Consider the following 25,359-nt stretch of genomic DNA (forward strand, 5'->3'; position numbering starts at 1 on the left):
TCAGATTTATAACTTGCGATAGAAGATTAATCAATCGCTGTCAAACTTTATCAACTATTAAAACTGCTAATCCTGTTTATTTTATCACTGAGGTATCTTATGAAAACCAGAACAACTAACGAAAAACAATTGATTCAAGAAGCACTTTTAATTCTTAAAGATCATTTAGAACTCTTAAAATTTTTCCAATTTGTTGCCGCTTGTAATTTAGGAGAAGGAGATTATCTTGAGTTCAGAGATAAGCTATTTGAACATGAAACCCACGAAAGGTTGTATCAAAAAATTCTTGAATTTAGAAAAGCTAAAGAAATAATGGATAATTGATAATAAAAACTATCTCTAATTAGGATTTGCTGAATAAAGTCTTTTGGTAAGGGTAGGAGTCATTTCAGTTAGCCTCTTGCCTCCTGCGGAGGAGCTACGCTAACAGAGGAACTGCCTCTTACAGAGGAGCTTCGCTAACGTTAACAGTTATCAGTAACCCCTACTTAAATAAGAGGCTTGAAATACTGAATCGGATATTTTTTTATCTCCTTAAAAGGGAAGGCTTGAGACCTTATCTATTGGTCAGGATAAATAGTAATTACAAAGAAGGTAGTAAGAACAATTGTATAAGTAATTTTTCTGCCATAGTCAACCCAAAATGCTAAATTTTTGAACCTGAAAGACCTAAAAGTTTGCACTTGAGTTTCAACCTAAAAAAACTAAAATCTTTACCTGTAAATGCTTTGATATTTAATCAGCAAATCCTAATTATCAATTATCCATTATCAATTACTTCTTCTTTCCTTTGAAATACTATTACATCATTTTCTTGATAACTTAATTCCCATTCTTGATTATTTTGGAGATTTTTAGACAGAATAATACCTGCCTCCTCAGTATCCGGCCAAGGATGACGTAAATTCAAAACTACATAATCGAATTCATCTAAATTATCTGGTTCTGTTTGATTCAATAATTTTACCATTGAACGATGAGTAAAATGGGGTGCTAATCGATTATCTGTAAGTACCCCACCTTTAGTTTTAACGTAACTAATTGCATTATTTGTAGCTTGCCAAGTATCAAAGCTACCTACATAAGAAAATAAACTTCCTAGATTACCAAACAAAAGAAATATTAAAGTAGACCACAAAATAATTATGCGGGGATATTGAAAATTTGGTATTGGTAATCTCAGATTAAATTTTGGAATTTCTAACTTAATTATCCAAGTTAATTCTCTCTCAATACTTTTATTTTCTGTTTGAGAAGCTGCTGCTAAACAGGAAATTGCTGTTAATAATAAAAAACTAATGGCAGGTAAAGAATACTGATAATTTAAACTTCTCTGAAATGATACTTCAGACAGAACATTCAACATAATTGTGGGAATAGTTGGAATGAGAGAAATAAGATTAGGTAAAACAGCCTGACTTGTCTGAAACAGTGGAAATATTCCCCAAATTACAGGTAAAAATAACACAAAAATATATTTGATAGTTTCAAAAGATAATATTTTGCCTAATACTAATCCTGGTTGTAGCAAAATATTAATTATAATTCCCACAACCGAATCTCCCAGATAACTATAACGCCCGACTCCAGCTACTTCTTTACCACTGAAAAAAGGAATAATTCCCTGAGTAACAACTATAAACCAAAAAATTCCTAAAACAAGAGCAATTAAACCACAAAACTTACGCTTTTCAAAAGCTAGTAACCACAAACCAATAAAAGCTACAGTCAATGATAAAACTGCTTTACAACCTAACACCCAAATAATAGCAATACAAAACCAGAAAATACGTTTTAGTCTAGCTGCTAAAATTGCTCCTAAAATAGCAGGCAAAGCCATAACTTCCGGGTGAAAATCAAATAAATTGATATTAAAAATTACTGGATATAAAAGATAGGAAATAGCGATCGCTACTGCTTGTCCTTGATTTAACCCCGCCAGTCTGGCCAAACACAAAGTCGGCCAACTTCCCAAGGCTAAACATATAGCTTGTAGTAAAAGTAGCCAATGGACATCAGGATAAATCATATAGAATAATCCTAAAGGATAGACAGACCAAGCAGCATGATTTCCTAAATGGTGATATCCCAAAAAAGAAGAAAAGGGAGATTCTCCTTGACTAATTAAATATACAACTTGGTCATAAATACCCAAGTCAAATCCTGTAGAGTAGAACAAAGCATGGCGTAAACTACTAGAGATAAATAGAACTAATGCTGCTAGAGCTATCATCCTACTCACAACAGGCGGTGGCAAAAACGTCATATTTTTAAATCTCACATTCCCCAAGTCAATTTGTCAGATAAAAAGTAGCACAAAGCACAAAAACTGGCGACTTTTATCCAGAATTTTTCTATTTGAGGATTAAAATATAGCAATTAGGAATGATTTATGAGATATTTCAGAACAATTAAGAAGGCTCAAAATCCTTCAATATTCTGACTCCTGACTCCTGTCTCCTGACTCCTAACTACTACTAAAATCTCACAACTGAAATATGATTCCTATATAAGCAATTAACTATTCCTACTCCATGCACTACCCTATATTCGTTACTACTATACTGACCTTGGGCAAGCTCAATATGCATGGGAATATTTTTTATTCATAACTATACTATGGAGCGCAAACATTAAATAACCATCTTCAGTAGTTACAATTTTCTTCCTAAGATTTTGCCACAAAATTTCCGTCCCGTGCTTCAATATTTTTTAAGTAATGATAGAAGATAAAAGGAGGATTTTTCTTACCAATAATCAGTATTTTTTACATAATTTTACGGATTAAATTTTGGGAAAAATTCCTAATATAAACATAACTATTATTAAAACAGTAAAAAGCTAATCAAAATCATAATTTTTAGGGTTATTTTCTAATGAGTTAGCAAAAAAATTACGTCGTAATTTTAATTGAATATCTTCTAAAAGCTTACGATTAACTGACATCAAATCAGCAATTAGAGCAAAAATAAATAGCTGAAATCCCATTAAAATTAAAATTGCGGCTAAGACTAAACTAGGGACATGAGCTCTCGTAGTGCCACTCCAGTATAGAATTAACCAACGTATACATAAGATGAAACCAAAACTAAAGGGAATAGTCCCTAAAATTGTGAAAAACTTTAGAGGCTTATAAGTCATAAAAATCCGAATGATCGTAAAAATCGATCTTTGGATATAAACTGGAATGCTTTTAACTAATCTGGATGGTCTTAAATAACCATTAGTTCTAATGGGGACAGAAATAATTGTCATTCCTTTTTGTCCAGCTTGGATAATAGTTTCTAGTGTGTAAGTATATTCATTAAAAACATTTAATTGTAGTGCTGCATTACGAGTAATAGCACGGAAACCACTAGGAGCATCAGCAATGTTTGTTTCACTAGCAATACGGACAACTAAACTACCTATTTTTTGTAAAAATTTCTTGATTGGTGAAAAATGTTTAATTTCTTGAATTGGCCTAGCACCAATTACTATTTCTGCTCTTCCATCTAAAATTGGTTCAATTAGTTTAGGTATATCTGCTGCACAATATTGATTATCAGCATCCGTATTAACAATAATATCAGCTCCATGTTGCAAACAGGCTTCTATTCCCGCCATAAAACCTTTTGCTAATCCTCGATTATATTTAAAATTAACAATATGATCTACTCCCGACGCTTTAGCGACTTCTACAGTTTTGTCAATACTACCATCATTAATAATTAACCATTCTATCCGATCTATACCAGGAAGTTGTCGAGGTAATTCAGTTAGAGTCATTCCTAAAGTAGCTTCTTCGTTATAACAGGGGATTTGTATAATTAGCTTAGTCATTAATCTTTTTTCCCTTTATTTCTTTTGGGGAAGTGGTATAATTTTTCCGCTCTTTAAATCAGGCAATACTGGAAAATTTTGATGGTAAAGATTGAGTTTTATCTGGGTTAACTTCAAAGTTTCTCTAATTTTTCAAAAAGCTCAATTTTCAACATCCAAATAAGCTTTTAAAATTAGTTTTTCAGAAATTATGGTTTACTTTGACTATTGATTTTTTTTGCCTATTTAAGTCTCTAATAAATCTTATAATCCCATAAATATGTATTTTGTGAATATATGTAATTGATATTGTACAGCTACTTAACACAAAATGACCAATGAATCGTATAGTGGAATTGTGGACAACTTTCTAAAAAAAATATGAAAGCAATTACAATCTTGGGATCTACAGGGTCCATTGGTACTCAAACCTTAGACATTGTGACTCACAACCCAGACAAATTTCGAGTTATTGGATTAGCTGCTGGAAGCAACGTAGAAATATTAGCCCAACAGGTCAGACAATTTCGCCCTCAAATTGTTGCTATTAATGATGAGTCCAAATTTTCGGCACTACAAGAGGCCATTGTTGACCTGGAACCTCAACCTATATTGCTTGCTGGCCAAGATGGTGTGACAGAAGTAGCTAGATATGGCAAATCAGAAGCTGTTGTGACAGGTATTGTCGGTTGTGCTGGTTTATTACCTACTATTGCTGCTATTGAAGCAGGCAAAGATATTGCTTTAGCAAATAAAGAAACACTTATCGCAGCAGGTCCGGTTGTTAATCCTTTAATTGAAAAATATGGAGTAAAATTATTACCTGCAGATTCAGAGCATTCAGCAATTTTTCAATGTCTTCAAGGTATACCTAAAGATGGTTTACGCAGAATTATTTTAACTGCTTCTGGTGGCGCTTTTCGAGATTGGCCAATTGAGAGATTATCAAAAGTAAAAGTGGCAGATGCTATTAAACATCCTAACTGGTCAATGGGTCGAAAAATTACCGTTGATTCTGCCACAATGATGAATAAAGGTTTGGAAGTTATTGAAGCTCATTATTTGTTTGGATTGGATTATGACAATATTGATATAGTGATTCATCCTCAGAGTATAATTCACTCTTTAATTGAGTTACAAGATACTTCTGTTTTAGCTCAATTGGGTTGGCCAGATATGCGTTTACCTTTGCTTTATGCTTTATCTTGGCCGGAAAGGATTTATACTGATTGGGAACAGTTAGATTTAGTTAAAGCTGGAACACTGACTTTCAAGGAACCTGATAATTTGAAATATCCTTGCATTCAGTTAGCTTATTCTACAGGTCGTATGGGTGGTTCTATGCCTGCAGTTTTGAATGCAGCAAATGAACAAGCTGTAGCATTATTTTTAGAAGAAAAAATTCCGTTTTTAGATATTCCTAAATTAATTGAATATGTATGTGAAAAACATAAGTCAAGTTATCAGGAAAATCCTAGTCTAGATGATATTTTAGCAGCAGATAAATGGGCAAGAAAAGAAGCTTTAGCAGGAAGTAGTATAGTAAATAATTCTCTCACAAATATCAACTTGGTTAATGTTGATGAAAATCAAACAGAAACGGAAACGGAAACAGAAACAGAACATGAGCCGACAGAATTTAATCATTTTTATCAACAGGGATTAACTAAATATGAAGAACAAGATTATCAATCAGCTTTAGCAGAATTTGATCGGGCAATAGATATAGACTCCGGTCATGTAGATGCTTATATTCATAGAGGTGATGTTAAAGATAAATTAGAAGATTATCAGGGAGCAATTGCTGATTATAATGAGGCAATTAAAATAGATTCAACTCATCCAAAAGCTTATTACAGACGGGGAAATGTACTGCGAAAAGCTGGTGATAATTGGGGAGCGATCGCTGACTATAATCAAGCAATTAGACTAAATCCTAATTATACATCTGCCAAGCATCGGAGTCATATTCATGCTAACCCAGAAACTATAGAAAAATTGCTACAGGACTAAGTTGATTTAATCAATTTTTATAGAAAGGGAAAACAAACAAACATATACCAAGCAAAACTGAAATTACTACCTACTATTTAAACAACTATAGTAGTAATAAATTAAGTTTTGAAATCTTTAAAAATAGTTATAGACAATCAAAAAAATAAACAAGCAAAGTCTTTCCTTTGATAATCAAAAAATATATCTATGGAAGACTTATTGATTGTTACTAAAAAATAAGGTCTTAAGCCTCTCCTTTTAAGGCTATAAAAAAAACAAAATTCAGTATTTAAAGACTTCCTATTACAGGAGGTACTGATAACTGATAACTGATAACTGATAACTGATTATGTACACCACATCCGAAAATACAACCACAGTAATAGTAGCTTTGATTGCTCTTGGAATTCTGGGCTGGGGATACTACAGAGCTAGACCTTATGGTAAAACAGGCATTTTGGCCTGGTTACAATCGGTAGTTTTAATGGCGCCTTGGCTACTATTTTTTGCTCTATTTGCTGCGGGAATCTATATCAACTTAGTATTGATTTTATTTCTGCTAATAGCTTGTACAGGATTGTACATTTATTTGGGACGACAACTACGAATAATAGCAGCTCAAGAAGCAGAAAAAAAACCTGATATTGAATCTATTAGTAACTCCTCAAAACCTGATTTTAGTGAAGAGAAAACTCAATTAACAAATCTAGAGAAAATAGAAAATGAGGAAAAGAGAAAAGAAGAAACTCTAGAATTTATTCCTATTCCTACTGAAGACTTGCAAAAAGTAAAAGACATTTTTGGTATTGATACCTTTTTTGCCACTGAAACTATCCCTTATCAAGAGGGAGCTATTTTCAAGGGTAATTTACGGGGAGATACAGAACAAGTTCATACTAAATTATCAGCAAAATTGGCAGAAAAACTGGGCGATCGCTACCGATTATTTTTATTGGAAAGTCCAGAAGCTAAACCAGTAGTCATCATTTTACCAAGCAAAACTGACCCTCAACCTGCCACTACATCCCAGAAAATTCTGGCAGTTATTCTGTTACTGGCGACTATTGCCACCAGTTTTGAAGCGGGTGGGTTGTTGCTAGGGTTCGACTTTTTCAACGAACCTATGAGATATCAAGAAGCATTACCTGTTGTCATTGGTCTGTGGATAGTTTTAGGCGGTCATGAAATAGCTCACCAAGTCTTGGCAAAACGTCACAATGTTCGCTTTAGTTGGCCGTTCTTTCTCCCCGCTTGGCAAATTGGTAGTTTTGGTTCTGTTAACCGTTTCGAGTCCATGATCCCTAACCGAAAAGTTCTGTTTGATGTTGCTTTTGCCGGACCTGCTGTAGGAGGACTAATTTCTTTGGTAATGTTATTAGGGGGTTTGTTGCTTTCCCACGAGGGTAGTCTGTTTCAAATGCCATCAGAATTTTTCAGAGCTTCTGTTTTGGTGGGAACTCTAGCGCGAGCGATCTTAGGTCCGGCAGTACATCAAAATATAGTAGATGTTCACCCACTAGCAATTATGGGTTGGTTGGGTTTACTTATTACAGCAATTAATCTGATGCCTGCGGGTCAGTTGGATGGTGGTAGAATTGTTCAAGCAGTTTATGGTCGGAAAGTTGCAGGTAGATCAACATTTTTTACTTTTATTGTCTTGGCGATCGCTTCTTTAGTTAATCCTTTGGCGTTGTATTGGGCAATTATTATTTTGGTATTACAGCGAAATTTGGAACGCCCTTGTTTGAATGAATTAACTGAACCGGATGATGCGCGAGCTGCTTTGTGTTTGTTAGCTTTGTTTTTGGCGATCGCTACTTTGTTCCCTCTAACTCCTGGTTTAGCTGGTAGGTTGGGTATTGGATAATGGATAATGGATAATTGATAATTGATAATGAGAAATATCTTTAATTATGGTTTGCTGATTAAATCTAAAAGCAGTGACAAATAAAAGTAAGTGTGGGAAGCAAAACTTGTAGGGTGCGTTATACGACTTAAGTTCAGACTATCAAAGGGATTCAGCAATCCATCGTAATGCACCATTTTAGATGTGTCGGTCTACTACATTAATAAAAACCGACTTTCCCCTCCTAGGAGCAGTAGGGGTGGGTCATCCTCCTCCCACACTCTCCTGTTCTCTACTAACCTTCTTTAAAAATAACTATGATTGCAGAGACAAAACTAAATTTAGAACAGTTTTTAGCTCTTCCAGAAGGAGATATTACTTATGAATTAATTGATGGAAAAGTACAACCTAAAATGTCTCCAAAAAGATTTCATTCTCGCTTAAAAGGTACTCTTTATCTACTTCTTACTAACTGGAGCCAATCAAAAGGAGAAGTAGGAATAGAATGGGGAGTTACTCTAGCAAAAAATGGTAAAGATTGGGTTCCTGTACCCGATTTGTTATATATTTCTTATGATAAATTACCCCTAGAAAGATTTGAAGATGAATTGTGTCCGTTTCCTCCTGAATTAGCTATTGAAATTATTTCTCCTGGTCAATCTTTTGGCGATTTAAGTGAAAAAGCAACAGATTATTTGAATGCAGGAGTTTTTAGGGTTTGGATTGTTGATTCACAAGCAAAAAGCATTACTATTTTTTATCCTGATGCTCCCCCACAAACTAAACGAGGAAAAGAGAATTTAGCAGATGAAGTTTTGCCAGAATTAGAAATAACTGTTGAACAAGTTTTTCACCAAGCAGGTTTGGTTTAAATTCAAAAGGCAAAAGTCAAAAGGCAAAAGTAATAGGGAAATCAGATTATTATAAAGTACGTTTCATATTTAAAAATGTCATTTACCGAGTGCGAGCTAGAAGCTGGCGAATATTCTTCCAACTTTTCCCTATTCCCTAAATCTCAAAACCTCTAGCTTCTTCAACTTGAACAGTATCGGGTGTTAAATGTCGCCATCTAAATCTTTGGGAAAATTGATTTGATTTCCCTTCCACAACATCTGCTGCAATTTCTCCTAATAAAGGCGCCATTTTAAAACCATGACCGCTGCCACCGCTACTAACAGAAAGACCTTTAATTTCTGGATGGTTATCTATCCAGAAGTGTCCGTCAAGGGTATCAGTATATAAACATCTGCGAGTATACACCAAAGGTGCATCTAACAGTTCGGGTAAAGTCATCTTCAAAAAAGACCGCATATTTTCCACTTCATTATCCTGAATTCGGCGATCGCTACTTTCAGGATGAATAGGTACACCAATAGAATGTTTAGCTATCTTGACAACACCATATTTAGGCAAAAAAGGAAAACCATACCACCCCGAATTAGAAATATCGGCAGCAAAAACACTTAGATAAGGTGACGAAAAATATTTGGGGTTTTGAGGTTTCAACCAAAATACAGGATGACCAGTTACTTTCATGTAAGGTTGTAGTTCTGGCAAAATATAGGAAGTATTAGCACCTGCTGCCACTAGCGCATGACCGCATTGAAAAGTATTTCCCTCTCTAGTTTTGACTGCTTGTAGCTTCCCCTTTTCCAGTACAAAACTTTCTGCGGTTTGCCCTTGATAAATTTCTACACCTAAAGAGCGAGCATACTCAGTTAGTTTTTCTACTACAAAGGAAGATTCTACATAACCTGCTTTGGGATTAAAATTTGCATCTATGTAAACCGAGGTATTCACCACCGGAAAACGTTCTTTGATACCTTTGGCATTTATTCTATCTGGAGAATAACCACTTTCGATAAGATTTTGATAACTAAATTTTTCAAAGCTGTGGCGATCGCTTTCAATTTTATCTTTGCACAGCATTAAAAAACCTACCTCATGGTACAACTCTTCCCCGAAAAGCTCATTCCATTCTTTCCAGCGATCAATACATATTTCTGCCATGCGGAAATATTCTTTATCGCTACCATATTCCAGACGCACAACTTTAGTAATATCAGTAGAAGCTGCCAGATGATGGGGAATGGTATCTGGGTTAATAACTGCCACTTTATATTTTCTTTTTGCTAATTCTACAGCAGCAGTGATACCAAAAATTCCGCTACCTACAATTAGAAAATCATATTTTGTGTTGGAATTCTTCATTAGTTTCTATAAATTTTCAAGACATCTGAATTTTCAACTTGCTTCTGTTAATTGACTGATTTGCTGGCAAGACTTCATTAAGTCTTCAAAAGCATTTGTTTTTGTCGAAATATACAGCTTGATTATTGGAATAATGATTTTAGCCAGATTATAAGTTTGTTCTTCTATCGCTTATCAGTTATCAGTTCCGCTGAGGTTTGAAACCTCTCGGTTCAGGTTGAAAATCTGTAAAATCTTACTTTTGACTTTTGACTTTTGACTTTTAAATTTTCACTCCTACAATATCTGTGACAAAAACTTCCGAGTACGCTCTTCTTTCGGGTTTTGGAAAAATTCCTCTGGGGTTGCCTCCTCTACCAATAACCCATCCGCCATCAACACAATTCTATCTGCTACCTCCCGTGCAAACCCTACCTCGTGAGTCACTACTACCATCGTCATTCCAGAATCTGCTAAACTACGCATAACATCCAAAACTTCCCGCACCATCTCCGGATCTAACGCTGAAGTTGGTTCATCAAATAACATAATTTTAGGCTGCATCGCTAAAGCACGAGCGATCGCTACCCTCTGTTGCTGCCCCCCCGAAAGTTGACCAGGGAATTTTTTCGCCTGTTCTAAAATACCTACTCTTTCCAAAAGTTGCATTGCCACTTCTTCCGCCTTAACTTTTGGCCATCGGCGCACCCAGATGGGGGCTAAGGTCACATTTTGCAAAACTGTTAAGTGAGGGAATAAATTAAACTGCTGAAATACCATCCCTACTTCTTGTCTAATAGTTTCAATATTTTTCAAGTCGTGGGATAAACTGATGCCGTCTATAATAATGCTGCCTTTTTGAAATTCCTCTAGAGCATTAAAAGTACGAATAAAAGTAGATTTACCAGAGCCACTTGGCCCCATAATTACTACTACTTCCCCACGTTTTACTGTGAGACTTACTCCACGGAGAACATGAAAATTATTGCTATACCATTTCTGGACATCTGTGGCAATAATTCCGATATTGGCATCTATTTGTGCTTCAGTTTTGTTTGTTTCTGCTTGTTTCATTTTCATCTTTAGGGAATAGGGATTTCTATTAATATAGAATTAGATTTTAATATTTTATCGTAGGGTTTTGCTTTGCAAACCAGTATGGTTTTTATCGCAAATCATTGAGGGTTATCACATAATTAATGAGTAGTATTTAATTTTTTCTCCAACTGCCGACTACCTACTGACATGGCATAACAAATAATCCAAAAAAGTACACCATCAAATAAATAAACTTCGGCATAATCTCCTAAAAATTGAGGTTGAGCTAAAACCGAACGACTAATACCTAACAATTCTACTAATCCTACAATTGATAATAAAGTTGTATCCTGAAATAGACTAATAAATTGACCGACTATTGATGGAATAGCAACTTTTAAAGCTTGAGGTAAAACAATTAATCCTAAACTTAATGGAGTATTTAAACCTAATGCTTTTGCCGCTTCATTTTGACCTCTAGGTACAGATTGTAAACCACCTCTAACATTCTCTGCTAAATAAGCGGAACTAAATAAAGTTAATCCTAAAATTGCCCGTAAAATTCTATCTGGTCGCATTCCATCTGGCAAAAATAGGGGAATCATTATTTGCCCCATAAATAGAATTGAAATTAAAGGCAATCCTCTAATAATTTCAATATAACCAATAGAAAATATTCTAATTACTGGCAATGTACTTTGTCTGCCTAAAGCCAATAAAACTCCTAATGGGAAAGATAAAAAAATGCTAACTACAGCCATTAATATAGTTAGCATTAAACCACCCCAGTCATTTGTAGATACAGATTTTAATCCTAATCCACCTCCGATTAACCAGATAATTAATAAAAAGGCAATAAACCAAGCAAAAGATAGATATTTACCTAAGTTGTTATTTTTTCTCCCTAATTGTTTTCCTATCCAGGCAGTAGCAATAACTAAAATAACCATTCCTACCAGTAATAGTTTAAATAATATAGCTACAGGAATTAATAACAGAATAGCTGGTACAACAGCAATTAAAATCAATACTGGCAATGTAAATAATGTACTTGAGTTTCTAGCAATAACTCCCCAAGAAAAACCAGAGAAACTAGAAATCATGCCGAGTATTAACCAGATCCGCCAATATTGGTCTCTCGGATATCTACCCACCATTAATAATGGCAAGTTAACCTTGATAACCTGCCATTCTGCTTCTGTTGTTGCCCAGGAAATAAAGTTAGTTATTGACCAAAAAATTAAGCTGAATAATATTAGTGTTAGTAATGTGTTGTACCAGGTACTAAAAAAATTCTTCCTTAGCCATTCTATGGAATTAGTTTCTGGAAATGGTGGAGCAGAAGATTTATTTGTATTTATTGTTTTCATACATTTATATATAATAGAGTAAAAAAATTAAATTCCGTAGGTTGGCTTGAGGAACCGTTAGCGGAGCTTATCCGTAGGGTAAACCAAACATTTTTAGTGGTACGTGTTATAGAAATTTGATAAATGTTTGTTAAAAATAGTAAAAGTAAGAAAGAATGCTTCAGTTATCTAGGAGAGAAGAAGTAAATTTGAATAAAAAAGAGGGAAATGATAGAGATGATTGTCTGAAATGAAGCAGTATTTTTTGAAAGTAGCATCAAAGTTTTGAGCAGATAAAATCTTACTTTTAACTTTTGAATTTTGACTTTTGAATTTTCCTATCTTTCTCTTAATTGAACACTTTGATTTAAAAAGTTCATACACAATGAAATTGTCAAATTTATAGAAAGATAAACCACCATTAAAATGATAAATACTTCAATTGGGCGACCTGATTGATTATAAGTAGTATTAGCCACAGCATATAAATCTGGATAACCAATAGCTATTGCTAAACTAGAATTTTTTGCTAAGTTCATATATTGACTATTTAATGATGGAATCATCACCCTTAATGCTTGAGGAAAAATTACCAATCTCATTACTAAACCAGACTTTAATCCTAAAGACCTCGCTGCTTCCCATTGCCCTTTCGGTACTGCTTGAATCCCAGAACGAACAATTTCAGCAATAAAAGCACCTGTATAAAATACTAATCCTACTAGCAAAGCTGAAAGTTCTAATGTTAAATTTAATCCGCCTTCTGTACCTCCTGTTTCTGTTGCTATAGGTGCTTGCCAACCCAATCCAAATATAATAATAAATACTGCAATAATTCCCATACTAATTAAAGCAATAATTTGTGGTTGACCAGATGCTGCTTTTTCTGTCATTAATTTATTCCGCCATTGCCAAATAAATATCGCAGCGATCGCTCCCACAACTAAAACTATTAACCATAACCAAACATTCAAACTATTTTCCGGCCAAGGAATAGCTATTCCTCGTTTACTCATAAATATTGGTCCGGGTAATTCTAATTTTTCTTGAGGTTTAGGAAGACTGAAAAAAACTGCAAAATACCAGAAAAATAATTGCAATAATAGGGGAGTATTTCTAACAACTTCTACATAAACTCGATTCAAATTCCGCAGTAACCAATTCTCAGAAAAACTAGCAATACCCGCTAATATTCCGACTATTGTTGTGAATAAAATCCCTAAAATCATTACTCGCAGAGAATTAAAAAAACCTGCTAATAAAACTTGAGTATAAGGGTCTTTTGGTTTATAAGGAATCAAGCTTTCACTAATACTAAATCCTGCTTCATTATCTAGGAAACTAAAGCCAAACTTTGTACCTTGTTGTGCTAAATTACGGCTGAGGTTACTAATCATTATAACTACAACCACAACAAAAACTATTATGGCAAGAACTTGTAAGGCAATACGCCAAAATCTCTCATCTCGCCACAGGGGTATTTTTTGATTTTTTTCGTCAATCATAATTTTAGGGAGTAGGGAGTAGGGAGTAGGGAGTAGGGGAGTAGAAGATATAGAAACCTATAATAATCGAAGCAAAAATTAGGACATTTATAAGTGCCCAAACTTGGTTATAGATATTCTGACTTTTGAATTTTGAATTTTGACTTTTGAATTTATAAAGACTTGGGAAATTGAGTGTAGATTAATTCCCAAATCTTTGCTGTTGTGAGTTTATTATTAACGGAAAGGCGGAGAATAAAGCAACCCACCATTAGTCCATAAATCATTTATACCGCGAGGTAACTTAAATTGAGAATTTTCTCCTAAGTTACGATTGTAGACTTCACCGTAGTTACCAACTTGCTTAATTACTCTATAAACAAAATCATTACTTAAACCTAAACCTTCACCCAGGTCTCCCTCTACTCCTAAAAAGCGTTTGATTGTAGGGTCATCAGAATTTTGCTTCAGGTCATCTACATTTGCTTGGGTAATCCCTAACTCTTCAGCTTCTATCAAAGCATAAGTTACCCATTTTACCACATCAAACCAAGCTGAATCATTATTTTTTGTTACTGGACCCAAAGGTTCTTTGGACATAGTAACATCTAGGATAATATGGTCTTCGGGATTGGGTAGTGTACTACGACGACTTAATAGTTGAGATTTATCAGAAGTCATTCCATCACAACGTCCATCCGCGTAAGCTGCATAAGCTGGATCTGCTTGTTGGAATGTTAATGTTTCTGCTTCAACATTTCGTTGGCGAAGATTATCTGTTAAGTTTAATTCTGTAGTTGTCCCTGCTTCGACACAAATTGATTTACCTTTGAGCTCCTCCAAAGATTTAACCCCACTATCAGCACGAACCATCATGCCTTGACCATCATAAAATGTAGTAGGGGCAAACTCCAGACCAACAGTAGTATCTCGGCTAATAGTCCATGTGGTGTTCCGAGATAGCATATCTACCTCTCCACCATTAAGAGCGGTAAAACGTTCCGTTGAATCTAAGTTACGATATTCTATAGCATTTAAATCATCAAATAAAGCAGCAGCAACCGCTTTGCAGATATCTATATCTATTCCTGAGTATTTACCATTTGAGTCTACAAAACTGAATCCAGGAATACCACCTTCTACACCACATATCAATTTACCACGCTCTTTCACTACATCTAGACGACTGGTGGCTTGTTGATTTTCCTCTTCGCAAGCTGTTAGTGGTAGTGCCATCAACATAGCTGCGATTAGAATAGATCCCCATTTTTGCATAGTTTATTCTGATTTTTTTGTTTTGACAAAAGTGATCTACTCAAAGCTACCATAGTGTCAAGCTTGGCGATCGCTTCTGGAACATCTCAAGCAATTACTTTCCACATTTTTTCCTTTTTATCTCAATACTTTTGATTTTTGATTTTTACTTGAAATTCAAACCTATACTGATAGTGAAGGTCCACTTTCCAAACGTTCCTCAGCTAAATCCCTAATCAAGGACAACCGAGATTGGATATATTCGTTAATTAAATCTGCTTCTGTACAATTTAGGGTACTTCTTTTTTTCAACTGTTTAATTAACCACTGAACTAAGGTGGCATCATCTAGTGAGACTAAGGTTGTAGGTTGAGAGTTTTCTACTACAGACCAAAGCTGACGTAACATTGTGGGAGTCATAGGAACCTCCATATAAATTTCATATCCGTCTTTCTTTAGAGAATTGGTCAAGAATAGTAATTAGGACGTATCCTTGAACACATATTTACCCAATTTTGTGTTTCCTTAACTATTCCTTTAGATTTACTAAATCATAACTGAACTTTACTTATATCAGAGGCAGTTACACATAATAAGTTACAATTGTTGCTAATATCTTTACAAACTGATGTGTTTCTTTACTTATCTTTGATGGGACTTAATCATATTTGGTAAGTTCATAAAATACCTTTAGTCCTTTATTTTCTAGTGTTATGCTTACTAATCTTAACAACCTTCAAATATTTGAGTTGTTTTTCAGTGTGAGTTTTTGTACTCCAACATTTAGCTTCAGAATTTGAAATTTAAAAGAAGTTTATCACCTAAATACATACTTTTTTCAAAAAAAAAGTAGTTTTTTATACAAAAAATTAATATATAGCAATATGGAATTCGCCATTACTAGGGCAAGCATTCTCAAATGTATGCACAGTAAGAATGAACGGGGGCATGGCTATTCTCCCCTAATGACTTCTAATATGAAATACGTTGATGTTTGCTACCAAAGATTGATTGGGAGATTGGGAGATTGGGAGATTCTTAATATTTGTACAATTTTTTGTATCTCATATTAGAAGCTTTGTCTGATGCTTTATTTGTAGCATAATTTTTTGTATTTCATATAACTTCATTATTGGTGATTAGGCCGACATCATATAATTTCTTGATTAACCTTTTGTATTCTGTCCAATTCTAAATCGGAAAGATAATCCACACACCAATTAGCCAAACGTTGGAGCATATGAAATGGATAAGTATGAGCAACACCAACTACAGCCATTCCTGCTAGTTTAGCTGCTTCAATACCTGGAAAAGTATCCTCAATTACTAAACATTCTGAAGGTTGAAGATTAATGTCTGTATATTGTTGATTTAAAATATCTACTGCTAATAAATAACCATCAGGTTGTGGTTTACTAGCCTCAACATCATCCCCAGCAATAATTACCTGGAAATAATCAGCTAAATTAGCTTTATTTAACACTAATTCCACTTCAGCTCGCATAGCACCAGTAACCACAGCCATTTTCAGATTAGCTTGAGAAACCCGATCAATAAAATCTACCGTATCTGAATAAATTGGTAACTCTTCAATACTTTCTAACTGTTTTTGATAAGCTAGGGTTTTGCGTTTGATTAACTGTTCTAAATACCCTTCATTTATATATCTACCTCTTTGGGTCAATATATCTTCCAAACAAGCACAATCGCTTCTTCCTAGACAAAATTTGTGATATTCCCCTGGTTTAAGCAGCAGATTTTCCTCAAGTAGGACTTGTTCTATTAATTTTTCGTGGAGAAATTCATCATTAATAATTACACCATTAAAGTCGAACAAAACAGCTTTGAGAGTCATTTCAGTTATCAGTTATTGTATTCTACAGAATCCGGGTAATTAGTTATGTTATAGTTAAATATTTAGGATAAATAAAGGATTTGAACAGCATGAATTTTTAAATTGGATATGGCGAGGAAACCTCGCCATCCCATCCTAACGGACTGCTCCGCAAACGACCGCTTTTTCCTCTTGAAAGAGGAGGCTTTAAACCTGAATTATTAATAATTAATAATTAATAATTAATAATTAATAATTATTCGGTAAGGAATTTAGAGAAGGCAGGAGAAAGAATTATCCTTCACTCTGTCCAAATCTTGTCTGTTAATACTAACTTTTTGAGGCTTTTCAACTCAAAGCGAGCGTAATTTTTCCAGACTTAAAAATGCCAAAAGCAATATCAGTAAACACTTTCAGATTTATTCAGCAAACCCTAATTAATTTTGCTTATGCACTTATAAATAATTTAGTAGCTTAAAAAACTTTACTTATAAATGTTAATTTGACTAAAAACAGAGTTTTACTTTAATAAATAATTATAGACTATTCCTACTGACTTATTATTCCTTGAAATAGCTTAAGTATTTGTAGCAAAAATTTTATATTTTATATTACTTATCAGTACCTCCGGCTGAGAGCCATTTACTCAAAATATTGAAGTTTATTTTTTTGTACCCTATCCAAAAAGAGATTATTGACCTTATTTTTTGGTCATAAACTGTTATATAGCAATCATATTTCAGTTGTAAGATTTTAGTGGTAATTAGGGATAGGGGAGATTCGCGTTTGCGGAGCATGAACTTAGAAAATCGCCCCTATAGGAGTCAGAATATAAAAGGATTTTGATTTATCTTAATTGTTCTTAAATATCTCATAAATCATTCCTGATTGCTATATAAATAATAAGCAGGAGTAGGAAAATGACCACTATCATTATCCCAATTTGGTAGATTATGGTTTACTTCTAGTATCATCTCAGAGTCTCGATCTAAAAGTGGCTTAACAGCACTACTAACCTGATGAAGCCACCATATATCGTGACTTTCCACTGCACCAAATCCCGCAGCACCTAACCAAGCATCAATATTACCTCTAGCATAAGACTTAATATAAGGTTCCTCAAAGATTTCTGTCAGCCACTCAGTTTGTTGCAAGGTTTTTTGGTTACCATCCAGAATAACAACTTGGCCTCCAACTATTAACAGTCGAAAAATTTCCTGCAAAATACTTCTTGATACCTGTGGTGGAGTTTCATGGAATAATAAAGCCATTGTTACTAAATCAAAGGAAGCATCTGGAAATCCTGTTTTTTCTGCATTGCCATGTCGCCACTGAATATTTAACCCTGCTGTTTTAGCTTTAGCTTCTGCACAGACAAGCATATATGGTGATAAGTCTATACCGATAACTTCTGCTTGAGGGAATGTCTGTTTCAGCATCAAGGTCATAGAACCTGTGCCACATCCTAAATCTAGTATACGTCTTGGTCTAACCTGAATTCTATCAACTAAACCTTTTCTGACCCAAGTTTCATTAGGCGGTAAAGCATACTGAGTAATAGGATCATAAGTAACTGCGGCATCTATAGTTAGATAACCTCCTTCAATACCGTGGAAATTCCCGGAGGTATAATATTCAGGATGAATTAGGGTAGGATTAGTTAGGCGATCGCTTTCTGCCTCCCAATCTATACTACTGCGGAACCGTTTCATAGCTTCTTGGTCAATCAAAAAGTTGTTGACCAATGGTGAAAGAAATTTCTCGTATACTGTATCTTTCCTAACTGTCATCAAATTTTGTTGACCATAATGTCCTAGTATTTAATTATAAAGCCCAATCCTTTTACTAACACTGCTGATATAAATTAGGAGATTTTCTTTTCTAAGGCTTTTTTGGCGATTTTCGTAACATAAATAGTTACAGCAACTGTAGCGACTAGACCAACTCCGTATAGAACCCATTCTGCCGTAGTGCGGGAGCCACTTTCTGTGCCCAAAGTTGCCAAACTTCCAGCTAAGGAACCCAGATATACATACATTACTGTACCTGGCATCATGCCAATCCAAGATGCCAAACAATAATCCCGTAGAGAAACTTGAGTTAGACCAAAAGCATAGTTGAGCAAGTTAAAAGGAAAAATAGGAGATAAGCGGGTTAGGCCAACGATTTTCCATCCTTCATCAGCCACAGCTTTATCAATGGCCTTAAATTGTTCATTTCCTTCTATTTGTTTGGAAACCCAACCTCGTGCTAAATATCGACCGACTAAGAAGGCACAAGTTGCACCTATAGTTGAACCAATAGAAACGTAAACGGAGCCAAAAAGAGGGCCAAAGAGCAGACCTGCACCAAGTGTTAGTAGTGAGCCAGGCAGGAATAAAACTGTAGCCAAGATATAGATAATGATAAAAGCTATCGGACCCCAGGGGCCAAGTGTATCAATCCAATTTAAGGCATTATTCAATAGTTGTTGAGCATTAAAAAATTTCTGAGCAACAATTAGTATAGTTGCGACTCCAAACATAATTAATAGTGGTTTGATTAGCTTGTTGAGTTTAGGCTTTTTTTTTGTTGTTTGTTGTAGATCGTTCATCATATATAAGCTTGAAAAATCTATGTGTACTGATTAATATTATAATCATTTTACAACTAAAAGCATTATTTTTAAGTTGAATTTCATCAGATTATTATCTGATTTTCATAATTGTTTTCTGACCAGTTTTTTGAGGAATATGCAATAATGAAATATACCCTAATCAAAAATTAGTTAAAAATCTTTAATTCTGACAGTTTATTTGATACTAATATTCTGCAAAATTGTCTGCGATTTTATACTCTATAATTAGTTTATTAGATTATAGGAGATTTACTTGCAATATTAATTATAAACGTTATCGAAAAAATCATCAAAAGTATTGGTATTGCTATAGTTAATAAACTGGCAAAAATAAGGTTTATTCATAACTGAAGTTAGCAAATATCAAGTATTTACTTCAAAAAATAATATGTTAGAAATAGGAAATCAAAGTATAGCAAAATTTCTCAAGATAATTGGGTTGCGCCACTTCGCCTTTTAATCAGTTCCTAAGTTATAATTACGTTTTTTCTTTGTTGAAGTAGCATTCAGCTATCAGCTTCTAGCAGCGTTTATGATTGGGGTTTGATATCAAATCCGCTTAATTCGGTATAAAAAAATGTTCCATCTTTACCTATTGGAAAATATGCTCGCTTATTTCCCCATCTCCCCACACCAGTAAGAATGCTACTGGATTTGATATGAATTCCCATAAAAGGCGAACCACTAATTTTTTAAAATATAGTAGGGGACTTTTACCCTGGAATTTTTAGCGCTCCAGCTAAATGCTGTTTGCGGAGGATTCCAGAACGGAAAAGCTGATAGCTAGTTAGAGCTTGCGCTCAAAAGGATGAAAGTGTTTACTGATATTGCTTTTGGCATTTTTAAGTCGGGAAAAAGTGCGCTCGCTTTGAGTTGAAAAGCCTCAAAAAGTTAGTATTAACAGCAAGATTTGGACAGAGAAATTGAGGGATCATTCTTTCGACTGCTTTCTCTAAATTCGTTACTCCTCCTGTCTCCTGTCTCCTGTCTCCTGTCTCCTGACTCCTACTCTCACCCATAAGACTTTTGAACACAAACCCTAGTTAGTTAGGTCTTGCTGATTAATTTCCCAAGCATTGACAGGTAAAGGCTTGAAGCTTTTTGGGAATCCAAAAATTCTTATGTATCACATCTAAAACGCTAAAAAAGTTAGCATTTTCGGCCAATTAAGGAGATAAAAATTAAGGGACAATTCTTATTCCTACCTCCTCTAAATTTCCCGTTTCTCCTGGCTCCTATTCCTACCAAAATAATTGATTCAGTAAACCCTAATTAATATCATCGCATAGACTTCTGTCGCCCTCTTCGACTTCCACATTAGTTTCTAGATAATCCCTTACCCACTCACAACCATAACTAAGTACATCCTCAAAGGCGATCGCATTATCCAAATCCCACAAAATCACCATTTTATCTTCCGCTGCCGAAGCTAGGGTTTTGCCATCTGGACTGAAAACAAGTCCTCTAATGGCTGAACGATGGCCTAATAGAGTCGCCAATAACTGACCATCCGGCTGCCATAGCTTCACAATTCCTCGATCATTTCCGGTGGCTATAGTTTTACCATTAGGACTAACCACGATCGCCCAAATTTCTTCACCAGATGTGTCAATACGAGAGAGTAACTCGCCTTCCTGACTCCAGATTTTCTGATTTTTACCAGAATTCCCGGTTCCGATCCAAAAACCATCAAGACTCCCAGCAATACTGTAAATAATACCTTCACCGACTAAAAATGTTTTGAACAACTGACCATCTTGGTGCCACAGCCGAACAGTACCATCACCACTACTAGAGCCGATCAAGGAACCATCATCATTAAAAGCAACTCCCCAAACTCCGGCTTGATGGCCTTTCAAGGTTATAACTTCTTGACCATCTAAAGACCAGAGTTTTAAGGTTTTATCGCCACTGGTAGAAGCAAGGATATTACCGTCAGGACTAAATGCTAATTTGCGAGTCGGGGAAAGATGCCCTCTGAAACTATTGAGCAATTCCCCATTAGTCTGCCACACTTGCACTACCAGTCCGGCACTTACAGCAAAGATATTTCCTTGGGGACTAAAAATAACGTCACTGAACGTGGAGTTTTTTCCTTCGATTTTCTTTTCCATTGTACCATTAAACTGCCACAGAATAGTTTCCCGACCGCTGACGCTGGCAATTAACTTACCATCAGGACTAAAAGCCACCCCTTGCACCCCAGCCGTATGTCCAGACAAGCGAGTTAAGAAGGGATTTTGTAACCGCCACATTTTCACCATAGAATCAGATCCTGCTGAGGCTAAGATTTTACCGTCAGGACTAAAGGCAAGTGATCTCACCGAACCATTATGGCCTTTAATCGTGTTGAGTAATATGCCTTCCTCATTCCAGAAGGCGATAGTTTTATCATCAGAAGCCGAAGCTAGGATTTTACCGTCGGGACTAAATTCCAGATCCCAAATACCTGCTGTATGTCCTGTGATAGTTTTCAATAGTTTACCCTCTGGAAGTTGCCGCAGGTGAATTTTGCCATCCCTGCAACCTACTGCCAACATTTGACCATCAGGACTAAATTCTAAGTCCCAAAACTTTTCTTTTTTCTGCATGATAGTGGTGTGAAGCCAGGCTATTCCTTCCTTGTACCACAATTTAATTGTGCCATCTTCGCTGACCGAAGCGAGTATTTTTCCATCGGGACTAAAGGCAATTTTTCGGACAACTCCTTCATGTCCTCGGAGAGTCTTGAAAAGGGTTCCATCCTTGCGCCAGAGTTTAATGGTGCGATCCAGACTTGATGAGGCAATGATTTCTCCATCTGGGCTAAATTCCACATCATTAACTGGTGCTTGATGGCCTCTTAAGGTATACATTAGAGTTCCGTCACTCTGCCAAAGTTTAATGGTGGTGTCTCCACTGCTAGAAGCGAGGATTTTGTTGTCGGGACTAATTGCCACGGCTAAGATTGGGCCTTGATGACCAAACCATTTTTTGGGTAAGGTTAAACCAATTGTATGCAGCACAATTTCCGTCTCACTTCCGATGAGGAGCTGCCTACTATCCTGACTAAACTCAAGTCCCCTAATTCCAGAATTGCTAGGGACAAAATGATTAAACTCCATCGCCGCATAAATTGAGCGCCGTAGGGCTAACTCTATCATTTTTTCTGTTTGGGGTTCACTGATTCTTAGTTTTTGCAGTTCTCGCCTCGCTTTGAGTCCTTGAATTAGAGAATCTAGCTGTTGATCTAAGGCAAAAAGCGCTTCTGAATAGCGAACCATGCTTTTAATTTTTGCCAGGCTTTCTTGACGTTGACTGTCTAAAGCATTGCGATATTGCCAAAAAGTGGTAATTCCCAAACCAGAAGCAGTAAAAAATCCTATACTAAATGCAACTAAAAACAACCTTTGAAATCTAGCAGTTTTTTCTTCTTGTCTGAGTCGTGCTTCTACTTCTTTTATACGTTCTGCTTCTATTAGAGTTCGCTTTTCTTTTCTCTCTATTTCTACAGAAGCATCTAAATACTGATAATCTAAATCACTCAAAATTTTTCCTCTTGCCCAAGCTTCAGCATCTTTTAGTGCTAGACCCCGCAATAGTCGTGATTTGTCTGTTTTCTGGGAAGATATCCAAGCATCAAAATTCTGAGCATAAGGTCTCAATAATCTTAATTTTTTCCCTATCCATTCTAAATTAAATACTTGTTCATATATCGGATTTTTTACTTTGAGAAATCCTGATTCTTTAACTATTAACCCTGATAATATTAGTTCTGTTTCTTCAGGGATTTTATCAACTTCTATATATTGTTTTTGCAGAATTTTTTGATATATTCCTAACAATCTCCCTACTTTGGTAGGATTGTATAATAACCGATTTTGAATTGTTCTTAAATGCTCTGGTTCGTCTTGATGTTGCCAATCATCTAATATTTTATTTCTGACTAGATTTTCTACTAATAATTTTCCATAACTTAATGGCACTTTATCAATTTGATGTTGCCAATCATATAAGTTCTTATTTTTCAGGATATTACCTTCATAAATAAATTTAAAATTGGCGAATTTATTTGATTCGGTAATGGTATCCATGACTAATTGACAGAGCTTGTTGGTTAAAAAAGGTTGCCCTCCCGTCCAGGATAATATTTCTTTTAATAATCTTTTACCCTGGTTTTCTTCTAGTAGTAAACTTGCTGCTAATGGCTCTATTTCTTCTATTGTAAAATTATGTAATTCTATGGCTGTACCTATATTAAATGGTGTTCTTTTCCGGTCTTGAATTAAATCAGCAGGTGTAGCCACTCCAAAAATGGCAAAATTAAGTCGATTATATTCTGGATTAATTGCTCGTTGATTGTAACAATAACGAATCAGGGCAAAGAAATCATCTACAGTAAAGTTTAAACTGAGAATACTGTCTATTTCATCGATGAATATACAAATATTTTCTGTAGGAAATTGTACTAATATTACTTCCTCAATAAATAGACTTAATTTTTGCACATCAGATATTTCTGAAAGTGATGACCACCAGGTTTGAAATGACAATTTACGACTCAATTTTAAACTCAGCCAGAGGTCGGCAATGATGCCTTGATACCATTGTTGGCAAGTGGTATTTTGACTACCAATATTAGTCATGTCAATAGTGGCACATTCAAATCCTTGTTGTTTTAATTGATGGTAGACTCTGACTAATAGGGATGATTTTCCCATTTGTCGGCAATTGAGAACGTAACAAAATTCGCCTCTATTTAAAGCTTGATAAAGTTGAGTATCAGCTTGTCGGGTGACGTAGGTAGAAGCATTTTTGCTGAGACTACCTCCGACTTGATATGTACGTCTAATCATGGTCTTGTTTATTTCAACTAGGAGTTGATTAACAAAGTTAATTTTGAAGGCTAGAAGTTCTTATATCATGTCCGGTTGAATAGTTATAAATAAGAAGGGAGAAAGGAGGAGTCAGGAGTCAGGAGTTAGGAGGGAAGAGGGGAGAAAGAAAGTATAAAAAGGAGAACATTTTTTATCACTAATTATCCGGACATGATATTAGTTATCGAAATATTGTGGTTTAAAGCCTCCCCTTTTAAGGGGATAATAAATAAAAAATTTCCTGTTCGTCAATCTTCTTCTTTTCAAGGATAGGTAATTCTCAATTCTTAATTCTCAATTCTTAATTCTCAATTCTCAATTCTTGAAAGCACCTTTCAGTTAAATATACCAATATCAATTATAAGTTATTAGCTAAATATTTTTTCTGGTTTTATCAAAGTAACAAAGTCATAATTTAACTTCAGACTTCGTTAAGCATTCTTCAGGTTTGGTATTTGCAAGATATTAACTTTCATAAATTTCTAAAGGTAATTGATCTGGGTCTGGAAAGAAGGTAAAACGCTTGCCAGTTATTTCATCAATTCTAATATCTTCTACTTCTATATCGTGGGATTTCAAATAATCAACAGACTCATCAATATTATCTACTTCTAATGCTAAATGTCTCAGACCACAAGCTTCTGGGCGAGTTAATCTTTTTGGCGGGTCAGGAAATGAAAATAATTCTATCTGATTACCATTACCTACACGCAAATCTAATTTATAAGAATTGCGTGCTTTTCTCCAAGTTTCTTGAATAATTTCACAGCCTAAAATATTCACATAAAAATGCTTTGATTTTTCATAATCAGAGCAAATAATTGCAACATGATTAAATCTTTTAATTTTCATCATAAAAATTTGTTCATTAATTAATAATTAATAATGGATAATTAGTTTTGTTTTCGGCTGTCGCCAACATGTTTGCGTTTAGCGTTCCGCACAACGCGCGTTTCGGCTCTTAGCCGACATGAAAAACGCTGCGCGAGATAAATGCGTAGCATTCCGCAGGAAAGGAAAGCTCCTCTTTCATTAATTGATAATTGATAATTGATAATGGATAATTGATAATTACCTCTGGTTAAAACCGTTCGG

The 25,359-nt window shown here is 35.1% G+C and carries 18 protein-coding genes and 1 pseudogene; 5 read left to right on the forward strand and 14 right to left on the reverse strand.

The window, feature by feature from the left end:
* Positions 1-99 precede the first annotated feature (99 nt).
* On the forward strand, positions 100-324 hold the full coding sequence (locus ACP6PL_RS09125; protein ID WP_426544747.1) for a hypothetical protein: 225 nt from the start codon (positions 100-102) through the stop codon (positions 322-324).
* A gap of 436 nt (positions 325-760) precedes the next feature.
* Here ACP6PL_RS09125 and ACP6PL_RS09130 read toward each other — a convergent pair whose 3' ends face one another.
* Together ACP6PL_RS09130 and ACP6PL_RS09135 are read right to left on the reverse strand one after the other, a co-directional pair.
* Complete coding sequence (locus tag ACP6PL_RS09130) at positions 761-2,266, reverse strand: DUF2079 domain-containing protein (protein WP_426544749.1); 1,506 nt, start codon at positions 2,264-2,266, stop codon at positions 761-763.
* A 575-nt stretch (positions 2,267-2,841) separates the two neighbouring features.
* Positions 2,842-3,822, reverse strand: coding sequence for a glycosyltransferase family 2 protein (locus ACP6PL_RS09135; protein ID WP_426544751.1), 981 nt, complete (start codon positions 3,820-3,822; stop codon positions 2,842-2,844).
* A 360-nt stretch (positions 3,823-4,182) separates the two neighbouring features.
* Between ACP6PL_RS09135 and dxr the strand changes: the two are divergent.
* From dxr to ACP6PL_RS09155, 4 genes and pseudogenes are all read left to right on the forward strand, one after another.
* Positions 4,183-5,349, forward strand: a pseudogene (gene dxr / locus ACP6PL_RS09140) (1-deoxy-D-xylulose-5-phosphate reductoisomerase); the annotation flags it as partial.
* Between the two features lie 21 nt (positions 5,350-5,370).
* On the forward strand, positions 5,371-5,814 hold the full coding sequence (locus tag ACP6PL_RS09145) for a tetratricopeptide repeat protein (protein WP_426544777.1): 444 nt from the start codon (positions 5,371-5,373) through the stop codon (positions 5,812-5,814).
* Between the two features lie 331 nt (positions 5,815-6,145).
* On the forward strand, positions 6,146-7,663 hold the full coding sequence (locus ACP6PL_RS09150; protein ID WP_426544753.1) for a site-2 protease family protein: 1,518 nt from the start codon (positions 6,146-6,148) through the stop codon (positions 7,661-7,663).
* Between the two features lie 296 nt (positions 7,664-7,959).
* Positions 7,960-8,514, forward strand: a complete 555-nt coding sequence (locus ACP6PL_RS09155) for a Uma2 family endonuclease (protein ID WP_426544755.1) — start codon at positions 7,960-7,962, stop codon at positions 8,512-8,514.
* Positions 8,515-8,650: 136 nt separating this feature from the next.
* Here ACP6PL_RS09155 and ACP6PL_RS09160 read toward each other — a convergent pair whose 3' ends face one another.
* From ACP6PL_RS09160 to ACP6PL_RS09215, 12 genes are all read right to left on the reverse strand, one after another.
* Positions 8,651-9,853: an NAD(P)/FAD-dependent oxidoreductase gene (locus ACP6PL_RS09160; protein WP_426544757.1), complete on the reverse strand. Its 1,203-nt coding sequence runs from the start codon at positions 9,851-9,853 to the stop codon at positions 8,651-8,653.
* Positions 9,854-10,129: 276 nt separating this feature from the next.
* On the reverse strand, positions 10,130-10,906 hold the full coding sequence (locus ACP6PL_RS09165; protein ID WP_426544779.1) for an amino acid ABC transporter ATP-binding protein: 777 nt from the start codon (positions 10,904-10,906) through the stop codon (positions 10,130-10,132).
* A gap of 122 nt (positions 10,907-11,028) precedes the next feature.
* Positions 11,029-12,240 (reverse strand): amino acid ABC transporter permease, encoded by a 1,212-nt coding sequence (locus ACP6PL_RS09170; protein WP_426544759.1) that lies wholly within the window; start codon positions 12,238-12,240, stop codon positions 11,029-11,031.
* A 317-nt stretch (positions 12,241-12,557) separates the two neighbouring features.
* Complete coding sequence (locus ACP6PL_RS09175; protein ID WP_426544761.1) at positions 12,558-13,724, reverse strand: amino acid ABC transporter permease; 1,167 nt, start codon at positions 13,722-13,724, stop codon at positions 12,558-12,560.
* A gap of 216 nt (positions 13,725-13,940) precedes the next feature.
* The gene (locus ACP6PL_RS09180; protein WP_426544763.1) at positions 13,941-14,978 is read right to left on the reverse strand and encodes an amino acid ABC transporter substrate-binding protein; all 1,038 of its coding nucleotides are present in this window, start codon (positions 14,976-14,978) and stop codon (positions 13,941-13,943) included.
* A gap of 162 nt (positions 14,979-15,140) precedes the next feature.
* Positions 15,141-15,377, reverse strand: coding sequence for a hypothetical protein (locus ACP6PL_RS09185; RefSeq protein ID WP_426544765.1), 237 nt, complete (start codon positions 15,375-15,377; stop codon positions 15,141-15,143).
* A 730-nt stretch (positions 15,378-16,107) separates the two neighbouring features.
* Positions 16,108-16,812 carry an HAD family hydrolase gene (locus tag ACP6PL_RS09190; protein ID WP_426544767.1) on the reverse strand — a complete coding sequence of 235 codons (705 nt, stop codon included), beginning with the start codon at positions 16,810-16,812 and terminating at the stop codon, positions 16,108-16,110.
* A gap of 857 nt (positions 16,813-17,669) precedes the next feature.
* Complete coding sequence (locus tag ACP6PL_RS09195) at positions 17,670-18,581, reverse strand: class I SAM-dependent methyltransferase (RefSeq protein ID WP_426544769.1); 912 nt, start codon at positions 18,579-18,581, stop codon at positions 17,670-17,672.
* A 74-nt stretch (positions 18,582-18,655) separates the two neighbouring features.
* On the reverse strand, positions 18,656-19,315 hold the full coding sequence (locus ACP6PL_RS09200; RefSeq protein WP_426544781.1) for a TVP38/TMEM64 family protein: 660 nt from the start codon (positions 19,313-19,315) through the stop codon (positions 18,656-18,658).
* A gap of 1,361 nt (positions 19,316-20,676) precedes the next feature.
* Entirely contained in the window at positions 20,677-24,243 is a 3,567-nt protein-coding gene (locus tag ACP6PL_RS09205; RefSeq protein ID WP_426544771.1) for a WD40 domain-containing protein, read from the reverse strand.
* Positions 24,244-24,729: 486 nt separating this feature from the next.
* A complete protein-coding gene (gene gloA2, locus ACP6PL_RS09210; RefSeq protein ID WP_426544773.1) occupies positions 24,730-25,119 on the reverse strand; it encodes an SMU1112c/YaeR family gloxylase I-like metalloprotein in 390 nt (129 codons plus the stop codon).
* 38 nt (positions 25,120-25,157) lie between these two features.
* Positions 25,158-25,359 (reverse strand): hypothetical protein (locus ACP6PL_RS09215; RefSeq protein WP_426544775.1); only part of this gene is annotated, 202 nt, incomplete at its 5' end.

The organism is Dapis purpurea BLCC-M126 (assembly GCF_050015975.1).
GTDB lineage: Bacteria > Cyanobacteriota > Cyanobacteriia > Cyanobacteriales > Microcoleaceae > Trichodesmium.

Bases quoted from the DNA above. Each gene is read 5' to 3' on its own strand.
- ACP6PL_RS09170 (WP_426544759.1), bottom strand. From the start codon at position 12,240: ATGAAAACAATAAATACAAATAAATCTTCTGCTCCACCATTTCCAGAA.
- ACP6PL_RS09150 (WP_426544753.1), top strand. From the start codon at position 6,146: ATGTACACCACATCCGAAAATACAACCACAGTAATAGTAGCTTTGATT.
- ACP6PL_RS09175 (WP_426544761.1), bottom strand. From the start codon at position 13,724: ATGATTGACGAAAAAAATCAAAAAATACCCCTGTGGCGAGATGAGAGA.
- ACP6PL_RS09125 (WP_426544747.1), top strand. From the start codon at position 100: ATGAAAACCAGAACAACTAACGAAAAACAATTGATTCAAGAAGCACTT.
- ACP6PL_RS09155 (WP_426544755.1), top strand. From the start codon at position 7,960: ATGATTGCAGAGACAAAACTAAATTTAGAACAGTTTTTAGCTCTTCCA.
- ACP6PL_RS09160 (WP_426544757.1), bottom strand. From the start codon at position 9,853: ATGAAGAATTCCAACACAAAATATGATTTTCTAATTGTAGGTAGCGGA.
- ACP6PL_RS09135 (WP_426544751.1), bottom strand. From the start codon at position 3,822: ATGACTAAGCTAATTATACAAATCCCCTGTTATAACGAAGAAGCTACT.
- ACP6PL_RS09205 (WP_426544771.1), bottom strand. From the start codon at position 24,243: ATGATTAGACGTACATATCAAGTCGGAGGTAGTCTCAGCAAAAATGCT.
- ACP6PL_RS09200 (WP_426544781.1), bottom strand. From the start codon at position 19,315: ATGTTTGGAGTCGCAACTATACTAATTGTTGCTCAGAAATTTTTTAAT.
- gloA2 (WP_426544773.1), bottom strand. From the start codon at position 25,119: ATGATGAAAATTAAAAGATTTAATCATGTTGCAATTATTTGCTCTGAT.
- ACP6PL_RS09180 (WP_426544763.1), bottom strand. From the start codon at position 14,978: ATGCAAAAATGGGGATCTATTCTAATCGCAGCTATGTTGATGGCACTA.
- ACP6PL_RS09130 (WP_426544749.1), bottom strand. From the start codon at position 2,266: ATGACGTTTTTGCCACCGCCTGTTGTGAGTAGGATGATAGCTCTAGCA.
- ACP6PL_RS09185 (WP_426544765.1), bottom strand. From the start codon at position 15,377: ATGACTCCCACAATGTTACGTCAGCTTTGGTCTGTAGTAGAAAACTCT.
- ACP6PL_RS09190 (WP_426544767.1), bottom strand. From the start codon at position 16,812: ATGACTCTCAAAGCTGTTTTGTTCGACTTTAATGGTGTAATTATTAAT.
- ACP6PL_RS09195 (WP_426544769.1), bottom strand. From the start codon at position 18,581: ATGACAGTTAGGAAAGATACAGTATACGAGAAATTTCTTTCACCATTG.
- ACP6PL_RS09165 (WP_426544779.1), bottom strand. From the start codon at position 10,906: ATGAAACAAGCAGAAACAAACAAAACTGAAGCACAAATAGATGCCAAT.